Genomic DNA, 23,644 nt, shown 5'->3' on the forward strand with positions numbered 1-23,644 from the left:
CCGACCCCTTTGTTGACCCACATCACGGACCGGGTGTGGTCCCGATGCGCACCGCGGCTAGCGATGATCCCGGACGATCGGTCCGGACTGGTCGCGATGGTCGCGGACGATCGGTCCGGATCCATCGGAAGGCCCGACGATCACGCCACCGGGCGGGTTCGGGTCGACCCCGTCCCCACGGTGATCTCGAACGACGGGATCGGACACCGGCGCTGCCGGCGGCGGATCCACCGGATCCACGACCGGACCGTCCGGCTTCGGACCCGGGTCAACGGGTCCGGGATCCACCGGTCCCGGCTGCGGCGGGACCACCGGATCGGCCGCAGGTACGCCGGGCTTCGGGCCCGCCGGGCCTCCCGGGTTCGGGCCCGCGGGACCGACCTGACCCGGGACAACGGGTCCGACCAAACCCGGGACCGTCGCCGCGTCGACCGGTGCCACGACGGCACCCTGCTCCACACCGCCACCCGTGGCACGGCTCTTGTCCGCGCCCGGCACGACCGCGCCCCCCGGCCCGACCGGGGAGTCCACGCTCGTGGCCGTTCCCTGGTCGGTGTGCGATGCGATCGATACGGCACCTACCCCGGCGAGGGCGATGGCGGCCACTGCCGCAGCTGAGGCGAGGACTGTGCGGGTCATGGTGGTCTGGCGCATGGGATGTCGCTCCATTCGGTTCGGTATCGGGTTGGAGTTCAAGCGTCGCCCGCGCCGCCGCCTCCCGAAACACACCCAAGGGTGAGCAATCCGCTCCCTCCGCTACCCGATCCGGGCCCGCCACAGCACCCAGGCTTGGATGCCGAGCACGACCGCGCCGATCAACGCCACGACGTGCAGTCCGCTCGTGAACGCGGCGTGTGCCGACGTGAGGAGCGCTGCGCCGGAGTCGGCGGGAAGGTCGGCGGCGACCGCGGCCGCACCTGCGACGGTCTGCCCCGCACTCGCAGCCGCCTCGTCGGCAGTGCCCGCCGGAATCGACCCGGCCATCTGGTGTTGGTAGATACCGGCCGCGACGCTGCCGAGGATCGCGATGCCAAGGGTTCCGCCGAGGTAGTTGCTCGTTTCCGCCATCGATGCCGCGGAGCCCGCCCGCTCGGGCGGAACCGAGCCCATGACGATTCCCGTACCGAGCGCGAACAACGGACCGGTCCCCAACGCCAGGATCGCGATGGCCGCGATGACCATGCCGAGACCGGACTCGAGCCCGACGAGCGCCAGCAATGCCGCACCGATCGCCGACAGTGCCAGTCCCGCGGCGATCGCCGTCACCGGCTCGACGCGTCGCGCGATCGCGGGCGAGAGCGTGGTACCGACGGCCACAGCCAAACCCATGGGCGCGAACCAGAGTGCGGCCGAGACGGGCGAATGGCCGAGCACCGACTGAAGGTACTGGGTCACCAGCAGGCCCGTCCCGGCCATCACCACCCCGGCGAGGGTCAACGCCAACAGGATCAGCCGGAAGGAACCCCGACCCAACAACCGCAGGTCCAACAGCGGGTCGTCCAGCCGCAGCTGACGCGCCACGAACACGGCCGCGAACATGCCGCCGAGAACGAGCGTCGACACCGCGGCGATCGACGGCGCCGCGTCAGCGGTCAGCCTCTTCACGGCGTACACAAGCGGCAGGATCGCCAGCATCGACAACGCGACACTCGGCAGATCAAGGCGTGCGGCGTCCGGGTTCCGGAACTCGGGCAGCACGAAAGGCCCGACGATCACGAGGACCGCGCCGGCAGGCACCGCCATCAGGAACACCGCGCCCCACCAGAAGTGTGCGAGGAGCAGTCCGCCGACAACGGGCCCGAGGGCGGCGCCGGTGAAGGTGCAGGTGGACCAGATGGCGATCGCCGCCCCGCGTTGCCTGCCGTCGTGGAACATGTTCGTGATCAGCGCCAGCGTGGACGGCATCAGGGTCGCGCCTGCGATCCCCAGCAGCACCCGGGACGCGATCAGCATCTCCGGACCGGTCGAGTAGGCCGCCAGCACCGAGGCCATCGCGAATCCCACGCTTCCGATGAAAAGGAGCCTGCGCCTGCCGATTCGGTCTCCGAGCGTGCCCATCGTGATCACCAGACCGGCGACCATGAAGCCGTAGATGTCGGCGATCCACAGCTGCTGTGTACTGCTCGCGCCCAGGTCCGCGGTGAGCTGTGGCAACGCCAGGAACAACGCGTTGATGTCCAGGGCGACGACCAGAGTCGGCAGCGCCAACAATGCCAACCCCAGCCATTGCCGTCGTCCCGCGCGTTCCGTCACTACTGTCGGTGTTGCTGCACCCATCCGATCCTCCACAACTGGTCCCTGTCGATGCCGGGCCCCCAAGGCACGGCGCACGTCGCAGGTAGGTCGCGGCAGGCGGTCGGTTCTCTACATCGGGTCTTCAGAAAAGTTGCCCGGCCGATGTAGAGAAACGGCAACCCGCGACGACCTCTATGCGAACGTGCCCACCAGGGCACCCGAACGAAGGAGAAGGCTCCGTGAAGTACCTGCTGCTCATGCAGATCGACCCCGAGGTGATGGCGGCGCTGTCCGAGGACGATCGGAACGCGATCATGACCGGGCACGGCGAGTTCATCAAGACGATCCAGCAGTCCGGCGAGATGGTCATCACCCAGGCCCTTGCGGACCCCACCAACAGCACCGTCGTCCGCTCCCGCGACGGCGTTCCTGCCGTGACCGACGGCCCCTATCTGGAGGCCAAGGAGTACATGGGCGGGTATTACATGGTGGACGTGGAGAACAAGGAGCGAGCGATCGAACTCGCCTTGCAGATCCCCGACACGAAGATCGACGGGCTCGCCATCGAGGTTCGACCGGTCATGTTCACGGGCGGACCGGACATGTGACGACCGACGTCACCGCGTTCGAGGACCTGCTGCGCCGGAGTGCGCCGCAGGTCCTCGCGCGGCTCGTCCGGCGGCACGGCCAGTTCGATTCCTGCGAGGAGGCCGTGCAGGACGCCCTCCTCGCGGCCGCCGCTCAGTGGCCACACGAGGGTGTTCCGCAGGATCCGACCGGCTGGCTGCACACCGTCGCACGTCGTCGGCTGATCGACTCGTGGCGGAGCGAGCACGCGCGGCGGGCACGCGAGGAACTCGCCGCGGCGCAGACGCCGGACCACCAACGGACTTCTCCGGACGCGAGCGAGGGCACACCGTGGCAATCGGACGACACCCTGTCGCTTTTCTTCCTGTGTTGCCATCCGCGTCTGTCGTCGCCCTCGCAGGTCGCGCTCACGCTCCGTGCGGTCGGCGGACTCACGACCGCGCAGATCGCCCGCGCGTTCCTCGTCCCCGAAGCGACGATGGCACAACGGATCAGCCGGGCCAAGCAGCAGATCACCAACGCGGGCGCCGAACTCTCGATGCCGCCCGAGCCCGAGAGATCGGGGCGGCTCGAGGTGGTCCTGCACGTGCTCTACCTGATCTTCAACGAGGGCTACACCGCGAGCTCGGGCGGCGACCTGCAGTGCGAAACGCTTGCGACCGAGGCGATCCGGCTCACCCGCCTGATGCGTGCGCTCCGCCCCGACGACGGCGAGGTCGCCGGGTTGCTCGCGCTGATGTTGCTGACCGACTCCCGCCGCGCCGCTCGCACCACCCGAACCGGCGCGATGATCCCGCTGGCCGACCAGGACCGCACCCTCTGGGACCACGCGCTCATCGAGGAGGGTGTGGCACTGATCAGCGAGACCCTGCCGCACACCGACGTCGGTCCCTATCAGCTACAGGCGACCATAGCCGCGGTGCACGCCGAGGCCCCCGACACGGCCAGGACGGACTGGCACCAGATCCTCATCCTGTACAGGATCCTCGATCACGTCGCACCGAACCCGATGGCAACCCTGAACCGTGCGGTGGCGACCGCGATGGTCCACGGTCCGCAGGCCGGCCTCGACCTCCTCGCCGAACTCGACACCGACAAACGCATCGCAGGCCACTACCGCATCGACGCGGTCCGAGGACACCTGCTGAGAATGGCCGGTGACGACGCAGGTGCCCGGTCGCACTATCTGTCGGCGGCCAAGCACACGCTCAGCGTCCCAGAACAGCGCTACCTCGAATCCTGCGCCGCCCGACTGGCGGACCCCGCGAACGGCGCGGCGAACTGAGCCGGCGGGAAAGCGAGGAGAATGTCCGGCGTGACGTCAAAAAAGGAGGGGCCCTTCGATCCGGCCCGCACCCTCGGACTGTTGTGGGGGCTGCGCGGGAAGACCGGACGCAAGGGCCTGACCGTCGAGGCGATCGTGGCCGCGGGCATCGAGCTCGCGGACGCCGAGGGCCTGGACGGGGTCTCGATGAGGCGCGTCGCCGACAGACTCGGTTCCGGTGCCATGTCGCTGTACACGCACGTACCCGGCAAGGACGACCTGGTCGACCTGATGCACGACAGCGTCCTCGGCGGCCTCTACGCGGATCTCGACGAACCCTCCCTTGCACCGGGTGGATGGCGCGGCGGCCTGGAGTTCATCGCCGCCAGGAACTGGGACCTCTACCAGCGCCACCCCTGGATGCTCCAGCTCGTCGGGATGCGTCCCGTCCTCGGCCCGAACACCGTCCGCAAGTACGAGGCCGAACTGCGACCGCTGGACGGAATCGGCCTCTCCGACGTCGAGATGGACTCGGTCCTGACGCTGGTGCTGACCCACGTGGTCGGGACCGCCCGCCTGCTCGTCAGCGTCGGCGCGACCGCGGAGAAATCCGGGCTGACCGACGGGCAGTGGTGGGACCTCGTCTCGCCGACCCTCGAACGTCTGATGGACCCAGCCGAGTTCCCGGTGTCCGGGCGGGTGGGCGAGGCGGCGGGGACCGAGTTCGAGTCCACCGGCGATCCGGTTCACGCGCTCCGATTCGGGCTCGACCGCATACTCGACGGCGTCGCCGTCCTGATCAGCGAACGGACGCCGTCGGTCCCGGGTCAGTCGGAATCGGAGTAGTCGTCGGGCTCCCGCAGGTCGATCTCCGCGACAACGCCCCGGTGATCGGACCCGGGTAGGTCCACGGCCTCGACGTTCACGGCGAACGCCCCCGTCAACAGAATGTGGTCGATCCCCAGCACCGGGGGCCACCAGCGGTCCGCCGGATAGGTGCGCAGCACGCCTGCGCCTGACTGCTCGGCCGCGTCGCTGTACCCGTCACCGATCAGGGCCCGGAACTGCGCGTGGTCGTAGGTCGCGTTGAGATCGGCGCCCATGATCACCGGCTCGCCGCGGCCGCGGAGGTCCTGCAGGATGTCGCGCACCTGGCCCATCTCCTGGGACCACGTCGTCGTCTGCGGGCGGGGCCAGGGCGGCAGCGGGTGCGCCGCGACCACCACGAACGGCCGCTGGTCCGGATCATGCACCCGAACGGAGACCATGTTCAGCACGAAGCCCATGTGCTCGGTCTCCTCGCTGATCGGGTACCGGCTCCAGATCCCCGTCCCGCCGCCGCCCCATTCCATCGGTCGCAGATACCGGTACGGCAGCTCCTCGTCCAGGCCGGCGGCGCCCAGCTGCGGGATCGCGCCGTCGGTCAGCTCATTGACCGTCAACACACCCACGCCACGCGAGCGGACCTGCGCGACAAGGGCTTCCGGATCACCCTTGCCGAAGAGGATGTTCGCCTGCATCACCGTCAGCTCTGGGTCTCCGTCGAAGCCGCGGTCGCCCAGGTACAGCGGCAGCTGCGTCCACGCCGCGGCCACCACCACCGCCGCTGCGACCGCGGTCCCGACCCACCGGCGGGCACAGGCGAGCGCGACCAGGCCGGCCACCCCGCACGCCATCAGGAACGGCGCAAACGACGCCAGCACGACGAGCACGGTGTTCGTCGAGTCCAGGTAGTGCGCGAGGACACCCACCGCGGCCGCCAGCACCGCCGCCCACCCGAGGGCCGTCACCGTCCATCGAACCCACCGCATCGAATCCCCCTCGTGGTCGCGGCGCGGATCACCGCGAGCCCTCCACTATGCCCGAGACGGTCCGCGGGCTTCGCTCAGCCGAGCGCCCTGCGCGCCGCCAGCGCCGCCCCCACGTGCGGGAGATCGGCGGGGTCCGCCGGGTTCAACCCCGTCAGCTCCGCGACGCGCCGCATGCGGTAGTCGACGGTGTTCGCGTGCACCTGCAGCGCGGACGCCGTCGCGCGGCGGTTCAGTCCGCTCGCCACATAGGCCTCGAGAGTCTGCATCAGCTCGGGCCTCGCGACCAGTGGCTCGAGCAGGCCTGCCAGTTCGGGGTGTGCGGGGCTCGGCCTGCTCAGCTGATACTCGAGCAGCACGTCGCGCAACCGGTACAGCCCTGGCGGGCGGCCCGACCGCGAGATGAGCGCGATGATCTCGGCGGTCTGCTCCACCGCCGCCGGCACCTCGGCGGGAGCCGCGACCACCGCCGCCGCCCGGATCTCGGTGCCCACCACCGCCTGCGCGCGATCGATCATCCGTTTCAGCGCGTCCCACTCCGGCGGGTTCCCTGGGCACGGGATCAGGGCCGTCCCACCGCTGCTGTCGATGACCGTGAGCGCAGGCTCCCCGGTGATCCGGTCCAGCTCGGCCTGCAACCTGCGCAGTTTCCGCCTGCCCGCCACCGTCCCGCTGACGCCGTCGCCGCGTTCGTCGACGTGCTCCCCGATCGACAGGCTCATCGCGAGATAGTGCGGGGCCAGTCGGAGCCCGGTTCGCTGCGCGATGGCGTCGAGCTGCTCCCCGGCGACCAGCGCGGCCATCAGCGAGCGACGGCCGGAGTTCTCCTGACTGTCCATGATCTGGCGCTCCTCGAGGTACGACGAACTCACCTCGAGGGTCAGCTGGCGCAGGAAATCGAGCACCATCACCATGATCGTCTGTACGTCGCCGATGTCGCCGGGTTCCGCGTCGGCGAACAGCTCCTCCGCCGCCATCCCGATGCCGACGTGGTACGCGTGCAGCACGGCATCGAGGGGGACACCTTCCTCCGCGCGCCGGGCCGAGGAGTTCCGCTGCTCGACGAACTCGGCCTTGCGCCCGGGGCGGCGCTCACGGACGAGCGTCGCGAACAGTTCCATGTTGTGGTGCACGATGTCCGCGATCTCGCCCCGCACCACCTCCTGCGGCAGCTGCTTGTAGATCGGCAGGTCGTCGACGAGGCGCTCGATCACCGCGGCGGTCAGGTCGGTCGCTGCGGCGTCCAGCCAGTTCGCCACCGACCGTCCGGCGATTCGCAGGGGCTCGTCATCGCGGACCCCACCATTGGCAATCGTCACAGTTCACTCCCCGATATCCCCTCGATACCACGCCGGGTCACCTGGTACCAACAGATACTTAGCATGCTTCCGGAACCGGGCGAACCGGATCGGCCGATGCGCTCACCTCATCGTCACAAACCCCTGGCAACCCGGCCGAGGGGTCACGGCCGGGACCACCACGAATGCCGCCCTTTTCGAGGCCCGAGCGGTAATCTCTGCCCATACCGGGCAGACAACGACGAGCGTTGAGGGACAAATGGATTCCGTGGACGATCGTACTCACTCCGCAGTGACCGTCGGCGGGCTCACCTTCGAGGTCGAGGAATCCGGTCCCGTTGGCGGACCCCCGGTCGTGCTGTTGCACGGCTTCCCGGAGACCTCGGCCTGCTGGCGCCCACTGACGCCGCTGCTGACCGCGGCCGGCCTCCGGGTGATCTCGCCGTCGCAGCGCGGCTACTCCCCCGGCGCCCGACCGGTCGGCGTCGAGCACTACGCGCTCGAGCTGCTCGGCGCCGATGTGCTGGCCCTGATGGACGCCGCCGGTATCGCATCGGCGCACCTGGTCGGGCACGACTGGGGCGCGGTGGTCGCCTGGTGGATCGCCGCGTACCACCCCGAACGCGCCGAGACCCTGACCGCGGTGTCCGTTCCGCACCCCTCCGCGTTCGGCTGGGCGCTGCGCGAGGACGCGGACCAGCAGAAGCGGTCGCGCTACATCGGTGTCTTCCGGGACGGCCAGGTGGCGGAGCGGCTGCTGCTCGACGACGACGCCAAGCGCCTGCGCGCGGTGTACGGCGACCTCGATCCCGACCAGGTCGCCGAGTACGTGCGGGCGCTCACCGAGCCGGGCGCGCTAACGGCCGCGCTGTCCTGGTACCGCGCCATGCGCGCCGACTTCGGCGGCATCCCATCGGTCCGGGTGCCCACCACCTACGTCTGGGGCTCCGAGGACGAGGCGCTCGGCCGCGCGGGCGCGGAACGGTGCGGCGAGTTCGTCGATGCCCCATACCGTTTCGTCGAGCTCGACGGCGTCAGCCACTGGATACCGGAACAAGCACCCGATGCGCTGGCCGAAGCGGTCCTCGCGCGAATCGAAGGGAACGAGAAATGAGCGGGATCGCAGTACTGCTGGTCGGTGCGCTGTTGTGCTTCTACGGCATCCGATCACTGCACCTCGCGGTGCTCGCCGCCGGCTTCGGCCTCGGCTGGCTGATCGCGGACCTGTTCCACGCCTCGCTGGCGACGCTGTTCCTGTTCGCGCTCGTCGGCGCGCTCATCTCGTGGGTGGTCACCACGTTGGTCTTCAAGTTCTCGGCCTACTTCATCGGCGGCCTGACCGGCGCGATGGCGGGCGCGAAACTCGCGGAGGTGGTGCAGCGCGGCGACAACAACTGGGCCGTCAGCGCGATCGTGATCATCGCGGTCGCGGTCGCCGCCGCCTTCCTCGCCGACAAGTACCGGGCCAGGGCGCTACTGTGGCTCACTTCGATCGGCGGCGCGAGCATGATCCTGGCCGGCCTGGGGCGCACCACCGACGCCCTCTCCTTCCTGCACGAACCGAACCCGGGATGGGAGCAGGTGACCTCGACCCTGCTCTGGATCGCACTCTCGGTGGCCGGCTGGATCGTGCAGCGGCGACTCTTCCCGGAAAAGCTCGGGATTCAGACCGACGAGGGTTCCCGGCGGTAGTCGCGCTCGGGCGCCCGTACCGGTAGCACCGCCGCCAGCCCGAGCGCCAGCACCACGAGCAGGCCGACGATGCCGGCCCGGTCGCTGGCGAAGGCCCACGCGAACACCCCGAACAGGGTGGGCGCGAGGAACGAGACCGCCCGGCCCGTGGTCGCGTACAGGCCGAACATCTGGCCCTCCCTGCCGGTCGGGGTGATCCGCACGAGGAAGGTCCTGGACGCCGACTGCGCGGGGCCGACGAAGACGCACAGCAGCAGTCCGAAAACCCAGAACGCCACCGGACCCGAGACCACCAGCAGGATTCCGCCCGCCACCAGCATCGCGGCGAGTGAGGCGACGATGACCGTCTTCGGGCCGAGGGTGTCGTCGAGCCGACCGGCCGCCAGCGCCGCGACCCCGGAGACCACGTTCGCGGCCACGCCGAAGAGCAGCACGTCCGATGCCGCGATGCCGTAGACGTTGACCGCGAGGACCGCTCCGAAGGTGAACACCCCGGCCAGTCCGTCACGGAAGAGCGCGCTTGCGAGCAGGAACCCGACGGTACGGCGGTCCGCCGTCCACAGCTCCTTGAGGTCACGCCAGAGCACACCGTAGGACGCGAAGAACCCCGCTCGGGCGGCCGCTGGATCCGCCTCGGTGCGGGGCAGCTCCGGCACCGCGACCAACACGGGGATCGCGAACGCCGCGAACCACAGCGCCGCCACCAGCGCGACCATCCGGATGTTGAATCCCCCGTCGGTGCTCAGGCCCAGCAGTCCGCGGGTGTCGGCGTCGCCGACGATGAACCCGAAGTAGCAGACCAGCAGCAACACGATGCCGCCGAAATAGCCCATCGCCCAACCGAACCCGGACACCCGCCCGACATTCTCCTGCGTGGACACCTGGCGCAGCATCGCGCTGTAGGGCACCTCGGCGAGCGTGAATAGGACCGACCCGGCGCCGAGCAGGGCCAGCCCGGCCCACAGGTACTGGTACCGGTCCTCGACCAGGAACATCGCGGCCATCACGAGCACCACCGCCGCCGTGAGGAACGCGAGCGAGCGCCGCCGATGCCCGGTCGCGTCCGAGCGCTGCCCGGTGACGGGCGCCAGGACCGCGATCAGCAGTCCGGAGGCGCCGAGCGACCAGCCGAGCCACGTGCTCGCCGAGATCGAACCAGGCAGGTCGTCGCCGACCGCGTCGGTGAGGTAGACGGAGAAGACGAACGTCACGATCACGGCGTTGAACGCCGCCGAGCCCCAGTCCCACAGCCCCCACGCGAAGACCTGCTTGCGGGTGACGCCGGTGCCGATCGCCGCTTGGCCCATGATCGCGAGCCTAGGCGAGCGAACCGCGTCCGGCTCCCCCGTCGGCGAGACCGTATGCGCGGCGGGCGTTCTCCGCGGCGATCAGGCGCGCGATCCGCTCGGCGTCCCGCTCGGACCAGGCATCGCCCTCGACTCCAGCCGCCAGGAAGTCCGACAGCGCGCGACGGAACAGCGTGGCGCTGACGTGGAACAGCTCAGGCAGCCCGTAGCCGTCGGAGGAGAACAGCACCGAACCGAAGGGCGCGAGTTCGAGCAGTTCGGCCACCACCTGGCCGGCCCGGCTCCCGACGTTCTGCACCGCGAGGCCGACGTCGACGAAGACATGGTCGAACACCTGCGCCAGGCAGCCCGCGTGCCGATGAAAGGGGTAGGTGTGCAGCAGCATGATCGGCACCCCGCGGCCGGCCGTCGCGCGCAGCAGCGGCGCCAGCAGCATCGGATCGCAGTGGCCGAGATCCGCATCGGCATCGCCGAATCCGGTGTGGAACTGGATCGGCCGACCGAGATCGACGGCGGTCCAGATCAGGAACCGGATCAGGGTCTCGTCGGCCAGCCGGATCGGCGCGCCCCGTTCGATGTCGGCCGCCCACCGCGCGGCCGCGGCGGCCACCTCGTTCGTGGGCGGACGATCCGGGGCCAGATCCAGACCGACCCGATACGCGGCGATCGACTTGAAGCCGATCGCGGTCGCCGCCGCGGCCGCCAGACGGTCCCGGCAGGCCTCGACGAAGTCGCCCGCGTCGTGGGTCGCGATCACCCCCTCCGCGACCGCTTCGAGCCGGACGATCTCCCGCGCCGAGGCCCCGGCACGGGCGGCCAGCTCGTCCGGCGAGGTCAGTCCGTCGGGCCGAAAGCCCGTGTCCACGAAGAACTCGGAGATCCCGGCGCCCCGCAACAGCCGCCGGGACACCTCGTCGGAGCCGAGTTCGGCGCGGCGCGCGAGGTAGTCGTCGGCGGGCGCGTGCGGTGGCAGATCGAGCACGGGGGCGCACAGCCGCCGGACCGCGAGCCCGACCTGGGTGTCGAACAGCGTCCCGTGCCAGCGACCGGGCGCATCGGCCTCACAGAGCAGCGATTCGAACCCGGCCCGGTCGAGGGGGCCCGGCACGATGCCGTGGCAGTGATGATCGACGAGCGCGATCTGCCCGACGAGCTCCTCCAGGCGTCGTTCACCCGATCTCGATGGCCGCGCCGACGTATCGTCTGAGGATCGTGCCATGACCGCCATTCTGCCGCGCAGCGGCAATCGCCGCTGATCAGAGACCGCGCGAAGGAGCCGCAATGGACCGGGACGAGCGTGAGCGGCTGGCCGCGGAGGCCGGCCCGGTGGCGGCCCGGCTGGCCGATCAGGGCGTGGTCGGGGTGGCACTGACGTGGGTCGACAACAGCGGGATCACCCGGATGAAGGCGGTCCCGGTCGATCGGCTGGCGAACGCCGCGGCCTGGGGCGTCGGCGCGTCGCCGGTGTTCGACGCGTTCGCGACCGACGACTCGATCATCGCGGGCCGCTGCGCGGGTGGGCCCGTCGGTGATCTGCGGCTGCTGCCGGACCTGAACCGGGTCACCGCCCTCGCCGCACAGCCGGGCTGGGCGTGGGCGCCCGCCGACCGCTACACACAGGACGGAACGCCCCACCCGCAGGACGCCAGGGACGTCACCCGCCGCGCGGTCGAGGCGCTGGCCGACGCCGGCCTGACCGCGAAGACCGCGATCGAGGTGGAGTGGACCCTCGGACTCGACCAGGACGACTTCGTGCCCGCCACCCGCGGGCCCGCCTACGGGTTCACCCGGCTCGTCGAACACTCGGACTACCTGGCCGACCTGCTCACCGCGCTGCGCGAACAGGGTGTCGCGGTGGAGCAGATCCACCCCGAGTACGCGGCCGGGCAGTACGAGCTGTCCGTCGCCGCGGAGGATCCGATCGGCGCCGCCGACACCTTCGTGCTGGTGCGCGAGACGATCCGGGCGCTGAGCGCCGACCGAGGCCTGCGTGCCTCCTTCTCCCCGAAGGTGGTCGCCGACGGCGTCGGGAACGGCGGCCACGTACACCTGTCCATCTGGCGCGGCGGGGTGAACCTGCACGACGGCGGCGACGGGCCCTGCGGCATGACGGACGCCGCGGAGTCCTTCGCGGCGGGCATCCTGCACAGGCTGCCCGCCCTGCTCGCCGTCGGTGCACCCTCGGTCGCGAGCTACCTGCGGCTCGTTCCCGGCCACTGGGCGGCTCCGTTCCAGGCGTGCGGCCACGAGAACCGCGAGACCGCGCTGCGCCTGATCACGGGTAGCCGCGGGGACGAGGGCCGCGCGGCCAACCTGGAGGTCAAGGTCCTCGACCAGTCGGCCAACCCGTACCTGTGCATCGCCGCGCTGATCTTCGCAGGCCTGGCCGGGCTCGCCGAACGCTCACACCTGCCCGGGCTGGTGGACGTCGACCCGGCCGGGCTGAGCGAGGACGAGCGGGCCCGGCTCGGGATCCGTGCGCTGCCCGGCACGCTCACCGAGGCCACCGACGCCTTCGAGGCCGACACCGTGCTCGGTGCGGCGTTCGGACCTGAGCTCGCGACCACCGTCGCCGACCTCCGGCGGGCCGAGGTCGCACGCTTCGCCGACTCGAGCCCCGCGGAGATCACGGCCGCGCTCCGCTGGGTCTTCTGACCATCTCGAACCAGCGCTCGCCGGCAGAAGGAACCGCTCCCTATATGAACTCAGTTGCATAGTCTCCTCGTTGCATAGATACTCGACCTCGTGGCACTCGAACATGCGCTGTTGGTCTCGCTCTCCGAACACTCCGGGTCGGGATACGAGCTCGCGCGCCGATTCGACAAGTCCATCGGCTTCTTCTGGAGCGCGAGCCACCAGCAGATCTACCGCGTACTCAAGCGCATGGACGAGGCGGGCTGGGTGGACGGCGAGACCGTCGGCCAGGACGGCCGCCCGGACAAGCGGGTCTACCGCGTCAGCGACGCAGGCCGGGCCGAGCTGCGGCGGTGGATCGCAGAGCCGACCGAGCCCGGGCACCTGCGCGACGAGCTGGCCGTGAAGATCCGCGCCGCGTCCTTCGGCGACCTCGACGACGTGCGCGCCGAGGTCGGCAGGCACCGCGACGACCATGCCAGGCGGCTCGAGGTCTACCGCCTGATCGAGAAGCGCGACTTCCCCGCACCCGACCGGCTGTCCGGCACCGACCTGCACCAGTACCTGGTCCTGCGCGGCGGCATCCGCGTCGAGGAGGGCTTCACCGCCTGGTGCCAGGAGGTGCTCGATGCGCTGTGACCCCGACCCCACCACTCCAGCCCGAGTCCGACCCGAAAGGCCGCCCACGTGAGCAACCCGTACCCGAACCTGTTGTCCCCGCTGGACCTGGGCTTCACCACGCTCCGCAATCGCGTGGTGATGGGCTCGATGCACACCGGACTCGAGGACCGGACACGCGACATCCCCAAACTCGCCGCGTATTTCGCCGAGCGGGCCCGCGGCGGCGTCGGCCTCATCATCACCGGCGGCTACGCGCCGAACCGCACCGGCTGGCTGCTTCCCCTCGGGGCCAAGCTCACCACCCGCAAGGCCGCGAAGCTGCACCGCGAGGTCACCGACGCCGTACACGCCGAGGGCGGCAAGATCGCCCTGCAGATCCTGCACGCGGGCCGGTACTCCTACCAGCCGCTGAGCGTGTCGGCCTCCTCGATCAAGGCCCCCATCAACCCCTTCCGTCCCCGGGCCCTGACCGGCCGCGGCGTCGAGAGCACCATCGACGACTACGTGCGCTGCGCGCAGCTCGCGCAGTCCGCCGGCTACGACGGCGTCGAGATCATGGGCGGCGAGGGGTACTTCATCAACCAGTTCCTCGCGGCCCGTACCAACAAGCGCAAGGACAAGTGGGGCGGCAGCGCCGAGAACCGGCGCCGCTTGGCGGTCGAGATCGTGCGGCGCACCCGCGAGGCGGTCGGGCCGAACTTCATCATCGTCTTCCGGCTGTCCATGGCCGACCTCGTCGAGAAGGGCCAGACCTGGGACGAGATCTCATCCCTGGCAACCGAACTCGAGGATGCCGGTACCACGATCATCAACACCGACATCGGCTGGCACGAATCTCGGGTTCCCACCATCGTCACCTCCGTGCCGCGGGCCGCGTTCGTCGAGTTCACCGCCAAGGTCGCGGCGGCCGTGACGATCCCGGTCTGCGCGTCGAACCGGATCAACATGCCGGAGGTCGCCGAGGAGATCCTCACCCGCGGCGACGCCGAGCTGATCTCGATGGCCCGGCCGATGCTCGCCGATCCCGAGTGGGTCCGCAAGGCCGAGACCGACCGTAGCGACGAGATCAACACCTGCATCGCCTGCAACCAGGCCTGCCTCGATCACGCGTTCGTCCGCAAGAACGTGTCCTGCCTGCTGAACCCGCGCGCCGGCCGCGAGACCGAGTTGGTGCTGGCACCGACAAGGCGGGCGAAGAGCGTGGCCGTCGTCGGCGCCGGACCCGCGGGCCTGTCCGCGGCCGTCGGCCTCGCCCAGCGCGGCCACACCGTCGAACTCTTCGAGGCGGGCGCCGAGATCGGCGGCCAGTTCGGCATCGCCCGGCGAATCCCCGGCAAGGAGGAATTCGCCGAGACGATCCGCTATTACACCCGACAGCTGGAACTGAACGGCGTGAAGGTGCACCTGGGCACCAGGGTCGATGCCGGCCGGCTCGTCGACGGCGGGTACGACGAGGTGGTCATCGCCACCGGCGTGACCCCGCGGATTCCGAGCATCCCCGGCATCGACCACGCCAGCGTGCTCTCGTATGCCGAACTCGTCCGCGACGGGAGGCCCGTTGGCGACCGCGTCGCGGTGATCGGGGCGGGCGGCATCGGCGTCGATGTCTCCGAGTACCTGACCCACGCCAGCTCCCCCACCCTCGACCTGGACGAGTGGAAGCGGGAGTGGGGCGTCACCGTTTCCGACACCGCCCCTGGCTCGCTGACCGCGCCCGCGACCGAGCCGTCTCCGCGCGAGGTGTACCTGCTCCAGCGCAAGCCCGGCCAGATCGGCGCGCGACTCGGCAAGACCTCCGGTTGGGTGCACCGGGCCGCACTGAAGAAGAAGGGCGTGCACCAGCTCTCGGGCGTGAACTACGAGCGGATCGACGACGACGGGCTACACATCACCTTCGGCGAGAAGCGCGAGCGACCGCAGGTCCTCGCCGTCGACAACGTGGTGATCTGCGCGGGCCAGGAACCGGTGCGTGAGCTCGCGGGCGACCTGGCCTCGGCCGGGGTGACGACGCACGTGATCGGCGGGGCGGACGTCGCGGCCGAACTGGACGCCAAGCGGGCCATCGAGCAGGGCACCCGCCTCGCGGCGGCGATCTGACCCGCTAGCCTGAGCCCGTGAGCCTGCCTACCCCCACCCCTGATTCCCGCGCGGTCGTGACCGGCGCCTCCTCCGGCATCGGCGAGGCGCTGGCCACCGACCTGGCCGCGCGCGGATACTCGCTGATCCTGGTGGCCCGTCGCGGCGACCTGCTCGACGCGCTGGCGGCGAAGCTGACCGCGGCGCACGGCGTCGAGGTCGAGGTCCGCGCGGTCGACCTGTCCGATCGCGACCAGCGCGGCGCCCTCGTCGACGAGCTCGCCGAGCGCCCGATCAGCATCCTGTGCAACAACGCCGGGATCGCCACGTTCGGCCCGGTGTCCGAGCTGGACCCCGCCTACGAGCGGGCCCAGGTCGAGCTCAATGCCGTTGCCGTGCACGACCTCACGCTGGCCGTGCTGCCCGGAATGCTCGCGCGGGACTCCGGCGGCATCCTCATGGTCGGATCGGCGGCAGGCAACATGCCGATCCCGAACAACGCCACCTATGCGGCCACCAAGGCTTTCGTGAACACCTTCTCGGAGTCGCTGCGCGGTGAGCTCACCGGCACCGGCGTGCACGTCACACTGCTGGCCCCCGGCCCGGTGCGCACGGAGATCCCGGACCCGTCGGAGGCCTCGATCGTCGACAAGCTGGTCCCCGATTTCTTCTGGATCTCGAGCGAGTACACCGCCAAGTTGTCGCTGGACTCCCTCGCGAAGAACAAGATGCGTGTGGTGCCGGGAATCCTGAGCAAGGGCATGTCGGTTGCGGGCCAGTACAGCCCGCGCGCGGTGGTCGCGCCGATCGTCGGCACCTTCTACAAGAAGCTGGGCGGCTAGGAGCAGTCGACCGGCTGTCCTTCGATCCCGCGCCGAGAACCCGGGAACACATCCCTTCCACAAGATAGTTCGGCTAAGTTCACAACTACGCCGGACAATCGGCGATGAGGAAAGTCGGAGGACACCGTGGAATTTGTTGGCTCTGTCGCCGGTATCGCGCAGATGGTCATCGGCACCATCCTCGCCAACACCGGATCGGGCGGTTCCGGCTCCGGCTGGTGAACCCACGACCGGGTTCGGCTCGCGGGAGCGAGCCGAACCCGGTGTCACACCAGGGGCGGCCAGGGGCAGGCGGTCGGTTCAGTACCGGGTGTAATGATGTCCGATCACCTGTTCACCGGCGCAGATGCACTTCCGGTCGAGGTGCCGGTCCGAGGTCGCGGCGCAGAACCGAATACCGAGCGCATCGTGGGACTCCATGCTGTGCGGGCACACCGGGCAGGAGGGGGGCGGCGATTCCAGCGCCCGGGCAACGCCGGGAGCCGCAGAATCTGCTTGAGAATTCGATACATCGGTCGGGTTCGACGCCATGGCGGCGCTCCAGTTCTCGGCCCTTCGCCTGCGGACCGGTTGGGCGCCGAGGACGACATGGCTTGACCGCGCATATTCGAATTGCCCTCGACATCAACGACGCTACTCTTTCCGGCCTGCCCCTTCGTTCCCGTCTCGACACCCAGGGGGCGATCGGCGACCCCTAGGGTGCCTTTCGTCGGGCCCGGCCAGGACCGACGCTGGAGCGGCAAGGCAACATCCGCCGCATCAGGAGATGAACGATGGCCGCCCCGATCACCGCCACCACCGGCTCACCGCACAGCGCGATCGTCGGCCTGGGGGTGTACCGCCCGTCCCGCGTCGTCGACAACGCCGAGATCTGCCGGAGCATCGACTCCAGCGACGAGTGGATCCAGACCCGCTCCGGGATCAAGACCCGGCGGTTCGCCGGGCCGGAGGAGTCGGTCCTCGAGATGTCCGTCGCGGCGGGCCACCGGGCGCTGGCATCGTCCGGGGTGCCGGCCGAGCAGATCGGCTGCGTGATCGTCGCGACGTCGACCTACCTCTACCAGTCGCCCGCTGTCGCCCCGCAGATCGCCCACCGACTCGGTGTCCACGGGGCCGCGTTCGACGTCTCGGCCGGGTGCGCCGGCTTCTGCCATTCCCTGGCCGTCGCCTCCGACATGGTCCGGGGTGGCAGCGCGGAGCACGTCCTGGTCATCGGCGTCGAGCGGATGAGCGAATGCCTCGACCTGACCGACCGGACAACCGCGTTCATCTTCGCCGACGGCGCGGGGGCCGTGGTGGTGGGACCGTCGCAGAGTCCAGGGATCGGGCCGGTCGAGTGGGGCTCGGACGGCTCGCAGTCCCATGTGATCTGCCAGGCCCCGTCCTGGGACGCCTACCGCGACAACCCGACCGGGCCGCGGCCCACGGTCAAGCTGGACGGAATGGCCGTGTTCCGTTGGGCGGCATTCGAGATGGAGAAGGTCGCCAGGGCCGCGCTGGACCGGGCAGGCGTCGCGCCCGAGCAGCTGGACGCCTTCGTCCCGCACCAGGCGAACCTCCGGATCACCGACATCATCGCCAAGCGACTGGGGCTCTCGCCCGATGCCGCGGTCGCGCGCGACATCGTCGACTCCGGCAACACGTCGGCGGCGTCGGTCCCCCTGGCCATGGACACACTGCTCCGATCCGGCGAGGCCCCCGCGGGCGGCACGGCGCTGCTGATCGCGTTCGGGGCCGGGCTGTCCTACGCCGCACAGGTGGTCAGAATGCCCGCGCACGCCGATTCGTCATCATGACGTCAAGCCACGACGGATCGGCGTCAAGGTCGCGTCAGGGGCCGCGGCAACGAGCCGGAACGCGAGTACTCCGGAGGGTGAACCATCACCCCTAGGAGAACCCGGTGACCCTTCTCGACATCTTCCCTTCGCTCCGCTCGGCCATGTCCCCGCGGCTCGATCCCGCGGTGTGGCCGATCAACACCCACCACGACGAGCAGGGGCGGATCACCGTCGGCGGCGTCGCGTTGGCCGATGTCGCCGACCAGTACGGAACGCCGAGCTACGTGATCGACGAACTGGACGTCCGGCACCGCTGTCGCACCTACCGCGAGATCTTCCCGGAGGCCGAGATCGCGTACGCCGGAAAGGCGCTGATGACCCGGGCGCTCGCCTCCTGGGTGAGCCAGGAGGGGCTGGCCCTGGACGTGTGCTCGGCCGGGGAACTGGCCATCGCCCTGTCGGCGGGCGTCGATGCCCGCCGAATCATCATGCACGGCAATGCCAAGACCCCCGCCGAGCTCACCGCCGCGATCGAGGCGGGCGTCGGCCGCATCGTCATCGACTCGCACACCGAGATCGCGGTTCTCGGCTCGGCGCTCGACCACAAGCAGGACGTCCTGGTCCGGGTCACCCCGGACATCGACGTGCACGGTCACCGCGCGGTCCGGACCGGCGTGGCGGACCAGAAGTTCGGGTTCCCCATCGAACACGGCCAGGCGGACGCCGCGATCAAGCGGGTGCTCGACCAGCCGCACCTGAACCTGGTCGGCCTGCACTGCCACCTCGGGTCGCAGATCACCGATCCCGATCATTTCGGCGTGGCGGTGCACCGGATGATCGGCCAGATGGCGCAGGTGTACCACGATCACGGACTGATCCTGACCGAACTCAATCTCGGTGGCGGCCATGCGGTCTCGTACGGTTTCGACGACGTGCCCCTCGACCTCACCCAGCTCGCCTCGGCAATCGAGGACGCGCTCGACGAGGCATGCGCGCGGAACCGGTTCCCTCGTCCGCAGATCACCCTCGAACCGGGTCGCGCCATCGTCGCCAGGTCGGGGGTGACGGTGTACCGGGTCGTATTCGTCAAACGCATCGAGGGCGGTCGCACGTTCGTCTGCGTCGACGGCGGCATGAGCGACAACCCCCGCGTCTGCCTCTACGCGGCCAGGTACAGCGTCGCCCTGGCCAACCGGCATCCGGTGGGCGCCCAGGTCGAGGTCACCGTCGCGGGCAGGCACTGCGAATCGGGTGACGAGCTGGCGGTCGGCGTGCACCTGCCCGCGGACCTGCACCCCGGCGATGTGTTGGCGATCCCCGGCACCGGCGCCTACCACCACGGACTCGCATCCAGTTACAACTCGGTTGGCAGGCCGCCGATCATCGCGGTGTGCAACGGCTCGGCCCGCGAACTGATCCGTCGCGAGACGATCGACGACCTGCTCCGAAGGGAGTCCTCGCTCTAGCCGCGTGACCGGGTGACGAGGTCGGACTCCACTGCGCCGGTTGCCACGACGTGTCGGCGGCGGCTCGGCAGCAGCAGGGTCGGGTGGCCGATGCCCCAGGCCGCGCCCGAGCAGACGTACTCCTTGATGCGCGCGGCGGCCCTGCCCGTGACGGCGGTGGACTTGGCCTGATCGTCGGGGGTCACGGGTTGGATGATTCCGTCGCGGCGTCCGAGGCTGATGCACTGGAAGTTGTAGCCGATCGTGGTCTCGGGAACCTCGCGACCGGTCAAACGTGCGGCGAGGGCGTCGGCGGCCTGCCACGCCGTCGGGCCGCCCGAGGCGCAGGACATCCGCAGTGGCTTACCGCCCGCACCTTCCGCGAGCACGGCGTCGCCGACGGCGTATACATCGGGGTGCGAGACCGAACGCATGGTGCGGTCGACCACGATCTGTCCGTCACCGGACACCTCGAGTGTGGTTGCGGCCGCGAGCGGGTGCGCAGCGAAACCGGTTGTCCACACCGTCAATTGGGACGGAATCATCCCCAATGCATCGGCCACCACACCGTCCGTCTCGACGCGTGTGATGGCGGCACTCTCGTGGACCGTGATGCCGAGCCGGTCGAAGGCGCCACGCAGATGACGCTGGGCCTTCTCACTCAGCCAGTCACCGACGCCTCCGCGGGCGGCGATCGAGACCGCGAGATCCGGGCGGGTCTCGGCGATCTCGGTGGCGGCCTCGATGCCGGTCAGGCCGCCGCCGACCACCACCACTGTTGCGCCCGAGGCCAATTCGCTCAGGCGCGCCCGCAGCCGCAGCGCGGCCTGCTTTCCTGCGACGCTGTGGGCGTACTCGGCGACACCGGGGACGCCGTGGTCGGCGCCGACGCTCCCCAGGGCGTAGACGAGGCTGTCGTAGCCGAGGGACTCGCCGCCGTCGAGATCGACGGTCTTACGATCGACGTCGACCGCGGTGACCAGCGCGGTGACGACCCGCACGCCGGTGCGGGCGAAGGTGTCGCGCAGCGGGCGGGGGCGCAGATCCTGACCGGCCGCGAGCTGGTGCATGCGCACCCGTTCGACGAAGTCGGGGTCGGCGTTGACGAGGGTGATCTGGGCGTCGTCGCGGTGCAGTCGCTTGGCGAGACGACCGGCGGCGGTGGCTCCGGCGTACCCGGCTCCGAGGACGACAATGCGGTGCTTCATGGCTCGCTCCTATCGGTGTGGACTCACCTCCTGAACCGGATAGGCGCGCGATCCCTGACACCAAGCGGGTGTGATGTGGATCACCACGTGATGTCGAGGGGGCTGTGCGGGCCCTCTGCCGCCCACTGACGCGTGATGCGGCCCAGCTTCCCGGGGTTGACCTGGATGTGGACCGCCGCGATGCCGTCGGGGGTCACGTCGAGGGCGAAGACGGCGAAGACGCGGTCACCGACCTGCGCCAGCACGCCGAGACCGCCGTTGACCACGCAGGCGTAGAACACCGGATCGCCACCGACGTAGCGGCGCTTGGCATCGGTCAGACGGAACGCGTGGGCCAGGTAGCGCGCGATCTCGTGCGCACCGAGGACCGGCGTCTTGCGGGCCGGGGTCCGGCCACCGCCGTCGGCCACGCTGACCGCGTCGTCGGTGAGCAGCCGGATCAGCGGGTCGGTGTCGCCGCTGAGGACCGCGGCGAGGAATTCCTCGACGATCCGCCGCGCGGCGGCCTCGTCGACCGTGGCGCGGGAACGCCCGGTGACGTGGTGCTTGGCCCGCCGGTAGATCTGCTGACAGTTCGACTCGCTGAGGTCGAGGATCTCGGCGATCTCGCGATGGGAGTAGCCGAACGCCTCGCGCAGCACGTAGACCACGCGCTCGTTGGGCGAGAGCCGCTCCATGAGCAGGAGCATCGCGAGGGAGACCGACTCGCGCTGCTCGGCGGTGTCGGCCGGACCGAGCATCCGGTCTCCGGCCAGCACCGGCTCCGGGAGCCACTGTCCCACATAGGTTTCCCGCCGGGCCCTGGCCGAGGTGAGCTGATTGAGGCAGAGATTGGTGAGCACCTTCGTCAGCCACGCCTCGGGCGTCTCGATCCGGTCCCGGTCCGCCGCGTGCCAGCGCAGGTAGGCGTCCTGCACCGCGTCCTCGGCATCACCAGCCGACCCGAGCAGCCGGTAGGCGATCGCCTCCAATCGACCCCTGAAGCCCTCGAACAGATCGGCCTCGTCGGCACTGAGTGTCATTGCCCCATGGTCTGCCATGCCCCAGTCGGTGTCCACCCACCGGCCATCTGTCACCCGCACGAGCTGTCGGGTACCCATTGGCACGATCCTTACCGCCGAGTAAGTTACCGGTGGGCTGTGGCCGCCGCCATGACACCCCAGAGCCAGGAGGACCCGCCGAGATGCCGAGCGTTACCGGAGCAACCGACCTACTCAAGGGACTCGTCCCCGTCACCAAGGCGGGCATCGTCGGCCCGATGGGCCCGAGCAGGCTCGCAGGCGTCGTATCCGCCTGGTACCAGTGGGACTTCACCGCGGGCGGCCTGCTCGCGGTGGCCGCGCGACGCGACGGCGACCGGATCGCCGTCATCGACGACCGCGGGCCGATCAGCTACCGGAAGCTCGACGAGGACGCCCACGCGCTCGCCGCCGCGCTGCACGAGCGTGGGCTGCGTGAACGCGGGCGGATCGGCATCCTGGCCCGCAACCACCGCGGCTTCCTGATCGCGATGGGCGCGTCCGCCCGGCTCGGCACCGACCTGGTGCTGCTGAACACCGGGGCGTCGACCACCCAGCTCTCCGAGGTGCTGGCGGAACAGAAGATCGACTGGCTGCTGGTCGATTCCGAGTTCACCCCGCTGCTGACGAATACCGCCCCGAATGTCGCGGTCTTTGCCGACGCGGAACCCACGGAGGCTCCCGCGGACACGGACCGGGTGGGCTTCGAGGATCTGCTCGCCGTCGGGCGGCGGAGCACCGCGCCGCTGGCCCGCCGCCCGCGGCGCGGCCGGATCGTCGTCCTCACCTCCGGCACCACGGGCACCCCCAAGGGCGCCAACCGGCCGGAACCGCGCAGCTGGATGCCCGCGTCCGCCCTGCTCTCGCGGCTGCCCCTGCGCAGCGCCGAGACCACCGTCGTCGCATCGCCGATCTTCCACACCTGGGGCCTGGCCGCCGCCCAGGTCGGCCTGGCCCTGCGCTCGACCATGGTGCTCACCCGCCGATTCGGCCCGGCCGCCACCGTGGCCCAGATCGCCGAGCACAGTGCCACCGCGCTGTGGGTGGTGCCGACGATGTTGCAGCGGATCACCGACCTGCCTGCTGGCGATCGGGACGCCGATCTCTCCACGCTCCGGGTGATCGCGGCCAGCGGCTCGGCGATCCCGACCGGGGTGGTGCACAAGACCTTCGAGGTGTTCGGGTCCGTGCTGTACAACTTCTACGGCTCCACGGAGGTGAGCTGGGCGTCGATCGCGCAGCCGCACGAGCTGCGTGCGCATCCCACCACCGCCGGCCGTCCCCCGCTCGGGACCGTCGTGCGGATCCTCGACGATCGCGGCCACGAGGTGCCGCACGGCACCGTCGGCCGCGTGTTCGTCGGCAACGGAATGCTGTTCGAGGGCTACACCCGCAGCGGGAGCGAGAAGGAAATCAGCGGCGGGCTGATGTCCACCGGCGACCTCGGCCATTTCGACCCGTCCGGCCTGCTGTTCCTCGACGGACGCAGCGACGACATGATCGTCTCGGGCGGCGAGAACGTCTACCCGCGCGAGGTCGAGAACCTGCTCAGCGAGCTGCCCGGGGTGCTGGAAAACGCGGTCGTCGGCATCGACGATCCGGAGTTCGGCGCGCGGCTGGCCGCCTACGTGGTGCGCACCGACGACCCCGACGGCAAGGGCCTGACGGAGGACGGGATCAAGTCGCACGTGAAGGTGCACCTCGCCCGGCACTGCGTCCCGCGCGAGGTCGCGTTCCTCGACGAACTCCCCAGGAACCCGGCGGGCAAGGTGGTTCCCCGCCTGCTCCCGAAGGCCTGAGGCGGCTCCGCCGCCCGTGCGCGGTTGACG

General features: G+C 70.1%; 21 protein-coding genes. 12 read left to right on the forward strand and 9 right to left on the reverse strand.

Annotated features, from left to right (window positions below):
• Positions 1-57: 57 nt before the first annotated feature.
• Together ACWFRB_RS23605 and ACWFRB_RS23610 are read right to left on the reverse strand one after the other, a co-directional pair.
• Positions 58-654 (reverse strand): hypothetical protein, encoded by a 597-nt coding sequence (locus tag ACWFRB_RS23605; protein WP_452643669.1) that lies wholly within the window; start codon positions 652-654, stop codon positions 58-60.
• Between the two features lie 102 nt (positions 655-756).
• Complete coding sequence (locus tag ACWFRB_RS23610) at positions 757-2,277, reverse strand: MFS transporter (protein ID WP_452643670.1); 1,521 nt, start codon at positions 2,275-2,277, stop codon at positions 757-759.
• 197 nt (positions 2,278-2,474) lie between these two features.
• Here ACWFRB_RS23610 and ACWFRB_RS23615 point away from each other — a divergent pair, with 197 nt between their 5' ends.
• The 3 genes from ACWFRB_RS23615 to ACWFRB_RS23625 are packed head-to-tail and all read left to right on the forward strand — an operon-like array spanning position 2,475 to position 4,933.
• The gene (locus ACWFRB_RS23615) at positions 2,475-2,843 is read left to right on the forward strand and encodes a YciI family protein (RefSeq protein ID WP_452643671.1); all 369 of its coding nucleotides are present in this window, start codon (positions 2,475-2,477) and stop codon (positions 2,841-2,843) included.
• A complete protein-coding gene (locus ACWFRB_RS23620; RefSeq protein WP_452643672.1) occupies positions 2,840-4,108 on the forward strand; it encodes an RNA polymerase sigma factor in 1,269 nt (422 codons plus the stop codon). The genes ACWFRB_RS23615 and ACWFRB_RS23620 overlap by 4 nt, the downstream gene beginning before the upstream one ends.
• A gap of 21 nt (positions 4,109-4,129) precedes the next feature.
• Positions 4,130-4,933, forward strand: a complete 804-nt coding sequence (locus tag ACWFRB_RS23625) for a TetR/AcrR family transcriptional regulator (RefSeq protein ID WP_452643673.1) — start codon at positions 4,130-4,132, stop codon at positions 4,931-4,933.
• On the opposite strand, the gene ACWFRB_RS23630 is transcribed toward ACWFRB_RS23625, so the two are convergent.
• On the reverse strand, positions 4,915-5,898 hold the full coding sequence (locus ACWFRB_RS23630) for an endonuclease/exonuclease/phosphatase family protein (RefSeq protein ID WP_452643674.1): 984 nt from the start codon (positions 5,896-5,898) through the stop codon (positions 4,915-4,917). The two genes, ACWFRB_RS23625 and ACWFRB_RS23630, sit on opposite strands and share 19 nt — an antisense overlap.
• Positions 5,899-5,972: 74 nt before the next feature.
• Positions 5,973-7,214, reverse strand: coding sequence for a PucR family transcriptional regulator (locus ACWFRB_RS23635; RefSeq protein ID WP_452643675.1), 1,242 nt, complete (start codon positions 7,212-7,214; stop codon positions 5,973-5,975).
• A 247-nt stretch (positions 7,215-7,461) separates the two neighbouring features.
• Between ACWFRB_RS23635 and ACWFRB_RS23640 the strand changes: the two genes are divergently transcribed.
• Together ACWFRB_RS23640 and ACWFRB_RS23645 are read left to right on the forward strand one after the other, a co-directional pair.
• Positions 7,462-8,307 (forward strand): alpha/beta fold hydrolase, encoded by an 846-nt coding sequence (locus tag ACWFRB_RS23640; protein WP_452643676.1) that lies wholly within the window; start codon positions 7,462-7,464, stop codon positions 8,305-8,307.
• Complete coding sequence (locus tag ACWFRB_RS23645; RefSeq protein ID WP_452643677.1) at positions 8,304-8,885, forward strand: DUF4203 domain-containing protein; 582 nt, start codon at positions 8,304-8,306, stop codon at positions 8,883-8,885. The genes ACWFRB_RS23640 and ACWFRB_RS23645 overlap by 4 nt, the downstream gene beginning before the upstream one ends.
• Here the strand turns inward: ACWFRB_RS23645 and ACWFRB_RS23650 are convergent.
• Both ACWFRB_RS23650 and ACWFRB_RS23655 read right to left on the reverse strand, forming a co-directional pair.
• Positions 8,858-10,192, reverse strand: a complete 1,335-nt coding sequence (locus tag ACWFRB_RS23650; RefSeq protein WP_452643678.1) for an MFS transporter — start codon at positions 10,190-10,192, stop codon at positions 8,858-8,860. The genes ACWFRB_RS23645 and ACWFRB_RS23650 overlap by 28 nt on opposite strands.
• Before the next feature lie 10 nt (positions 10,193-10,202).
• The gene (locus ACWFRB_RS23655; protein WP_452643679.1) at positions 10,203-11,411 is read right to left on the reverse strand and encodes an amidohydrolase family protein; all 1,209 of its coding nucleotides are present in this window, start codon (positions 11,409-11,411) and stop codon (positions 10,203-10,205) included.
• 62 nt (positions 11,412-11,473) lie between these two features.
• Here ACWFRB_RS23655 and ACWFRB_RS23660 point away from each other — a divergent pair, with 62 nt between their 5' ends.
• From ACWFRB_RS23660 to cmrA, 4 genes are all read left to right on the forward strand, one after another.
• Positions 11,474-12,847, forward strand: coding sequence for a glutamine synthetase family protein (locus ACWFRB_RS23660; RefSeq protein ID WP_452643680.1), 1,374 nt, complete (start codon positions 11,474-11,476; stop codon positions 12,845-12,847).
• Between the two features lie 90 nt (positions 12,848-12,937).
• Positions 12,938-13,465 (forward strand): PadR family transcriptional regulator, encoded by a 528-nt coding sequence (locus tag ACWFRB_RS23665; RefSeq protein WP_452643681.1) that lies wholly within the window; start codon positions 12,938-12,940, stop codon positions 13,463-13,465.
• Between the two features lie 48 nt (positions 13,466-13,513).
• Entirely contained in the window at positions 13,514-15,544 is a 2,031-nt protein-coding gene (locus ACWFRB_RS23670) for an oxidoreductase (protein WP_452643682.1), read from the forward strand.
• Between the two features lie 17 nt (positions 15,545-15,561).
• On the forward strand, positions 15,562-16,365 hold the full coding sequence (gene cmrA / locus ACWFRB_RS23675; protein WP_452643683.1) for a mycolate reductase: 804 nt from the start codon (positions 15,562-15,564) through the stop codon (positions 16,363-16,365).
• A 300-nt stretch (positions 16,366-16,665) separates the two neighbouring features.
• Here cmrA and ACWFRB_RS23680 read toward each other — a convergent pair whose 3' ends face one another.
• On the reverse strand, positions 16,666-16,896 hold the full coding sequence (locus tag ACWFRB_RS23680; protein ID WP_452643684.1) for an RGCVC family protein: 231 nt from the start codon (positions 16,894-16,896) through the stop codon (positions 16,666-16,668).
• A 242-nt stretch (positions 16,897-17,138) separates the two neighbouring features.
• On the opposite strand from ACWFRB_RS23680, the gene ACWFRB_RS23685 reads away from it, so the two are divergent.
• Together ACWFRB_RS23685 and lysA are read left to right on the forward strand one after the other, a co-directional pair.
• Positions 17,139-18,161 (forward strand): beta-ketoacyl-ACP synthase III, encoded by a 1,023-nt coding sequence (locus ACWFRB_RS23685; RefSeq protein WP_452643685.1) that lies wholly within the window; start codon positions 17,139-17,141, stop codon positions 18,159-18,161.
• Positions 18,162-18,265: 104 nt separating this feature from the next.
• On the forward strand, positions 18,266-19,609 hold the full coding sequence (gene lysA, locus ACWFRB_RS23690; RefSeq protein WP_452643686.1) for a diaminopimelate decarboxylase: 1,344 nt from the start codon (positions 18,266-18,268) through the stop codon (positions 19,607-19,609).
• Here the strand turns inward: lysA and ACWFRB_RS23695 are convergent.
• Positions 19,606-20,796 (reverse strand): NAD(P)/FAD-dependent oxidoreductase, encoded by a 1,191-nt coding sequence (locus ACWFRB_RS23695; protein WP_452643687.1) that lies wholly within the window; start codon positions 20,794-20,796, stop codon positions 19,606-19,608. The genes lysA and ACWFRB_RS23695 overlap by 4 nt on opposite strands.
• An 80-nt stretch (positions 20,797-20,876) precedes the next feature.
• Positions 20,877-21,818 carry an RNA polymerase sigma factor SigJ gene (gene sigJ / locus ACWFRB_RS23700; protein ID WP_452643688.1) on the reverse strand — a complete coding sequence of 314 codons (942 nt, stop codon included), beginning with the start codon at positions 21,816-21,818 and terminating at the stop codon, positions 20,877-20,879.
• Between the two features lie 161 nt (positions 21,819-21,979).
• Between sigJ and ACWFRB_RS23705 the strand changes: the two genes are divergently transcribed.
• Complete coding sequence (locus tag ACWFRB_RS23705) at positions 21,980-23,614, forward strand: AMP-binding protein (protein WP_452643689.1); 1,635 nt, start codon at positions 21,980-21,982, stop codon at positions 23,612-23,614.
• Positions 23,615-23,644: the final 30 nt, after the last annotated feature.

This window comes from Rhodococcus sp. NPDC055112 (assembly GCF_053607505.1).

Coding starts and splice junctions, on each gene's coding strand:
- ACWFRB_RS23645 (WP_452643677.1), top strand. CDS start 8,304: ATGAGCGGGATCGCAGTACTGCTGGTCGGTGCGCTGTTGTGCTTCTAC.
- ACWFRB_RS23605 (WP_452643669.1), bottom strand. CDS start 654: ATGCGCCAGACCACCATGACCCGCACAGTCCTCGCCTCAGCTGCGGCA.
- ACWFRB_RS23680 (WP_452643684.1), bottom strand. CDS start 16,896: ATGGCGTCGAACCCGACCGATGTATCGAATTCTCAAGCAGATTCTGCG.
- ACWFRB_RS23625 (WP_452643673.1), top strand. CDS start 4,130: ATGTCCGGCGTGACGTCAAAAAAGGAGGGGCCCTTCGATCCGGCCCGC.
- ACWFRB_RS23650 (WP_452643678.1), bottom strand. CDS start 10,192: ATGGGCCAAGCGGCGATCGGCACCGGCGTCACCCGCAAGCAGGTCTTC.
- ACWFRB_RS23695 (WP_452643687.1), bottom strand. CDS start 20,796: ATGAAGCACCGCATTGTCGTCCTCGGAGCCGGGTACGCCGGAGCCACC.
- ACWFRB_RS23610 (WP_452643670.1), bottom strand. CDS start 2,277: ATGGGTGCAGCAACACCGACAGTAGTGACGGAACGCGCGGGACGACGG.
- ACWFRB_RS23630 (WP_452643674.1), bottom strand. CDS start 5,898: ATGCGGTGGGTTCGATGGACGGTGACGGCCCTCGGGTGGGCGGCGGTG.
- ACWFRB_RS23655 (WP_452643679.1), bottom strand. CDS start 11,411: ATGGCACGATCCTCAGACGATACGTCGGCGCGGCCATCGAGATCGGGT.
- sigJ (WP_452643688.1), bottom strand. CDS start 21,818: ATGACACTCAGTGCCGACGAGGCCGATCTGTTCGAGGGCTTCAGGGGT.
- ACWFRB_RS23685 (WP_452643685.1), top strand. CDS start 17,139: ATGGCCGCCCCGATCACCGCCACCACCGGCTCACCGCACAGCGCGATC.
- ACWFRB_RS23705 (WP_452643689.1), top strand. CDS start 21,980: ATGCCGAGCGTTACCGGAGCAACCGACCTACTCAAGGGACTCGTCCCC.
- ACWFRB_RS23660 (WP_452643680.1), top strand. CDS start 11,474: ATGGACCGGGACGAGCGTGAGCGGCTGGCCGCGGAGGCCGGCCCGGTG.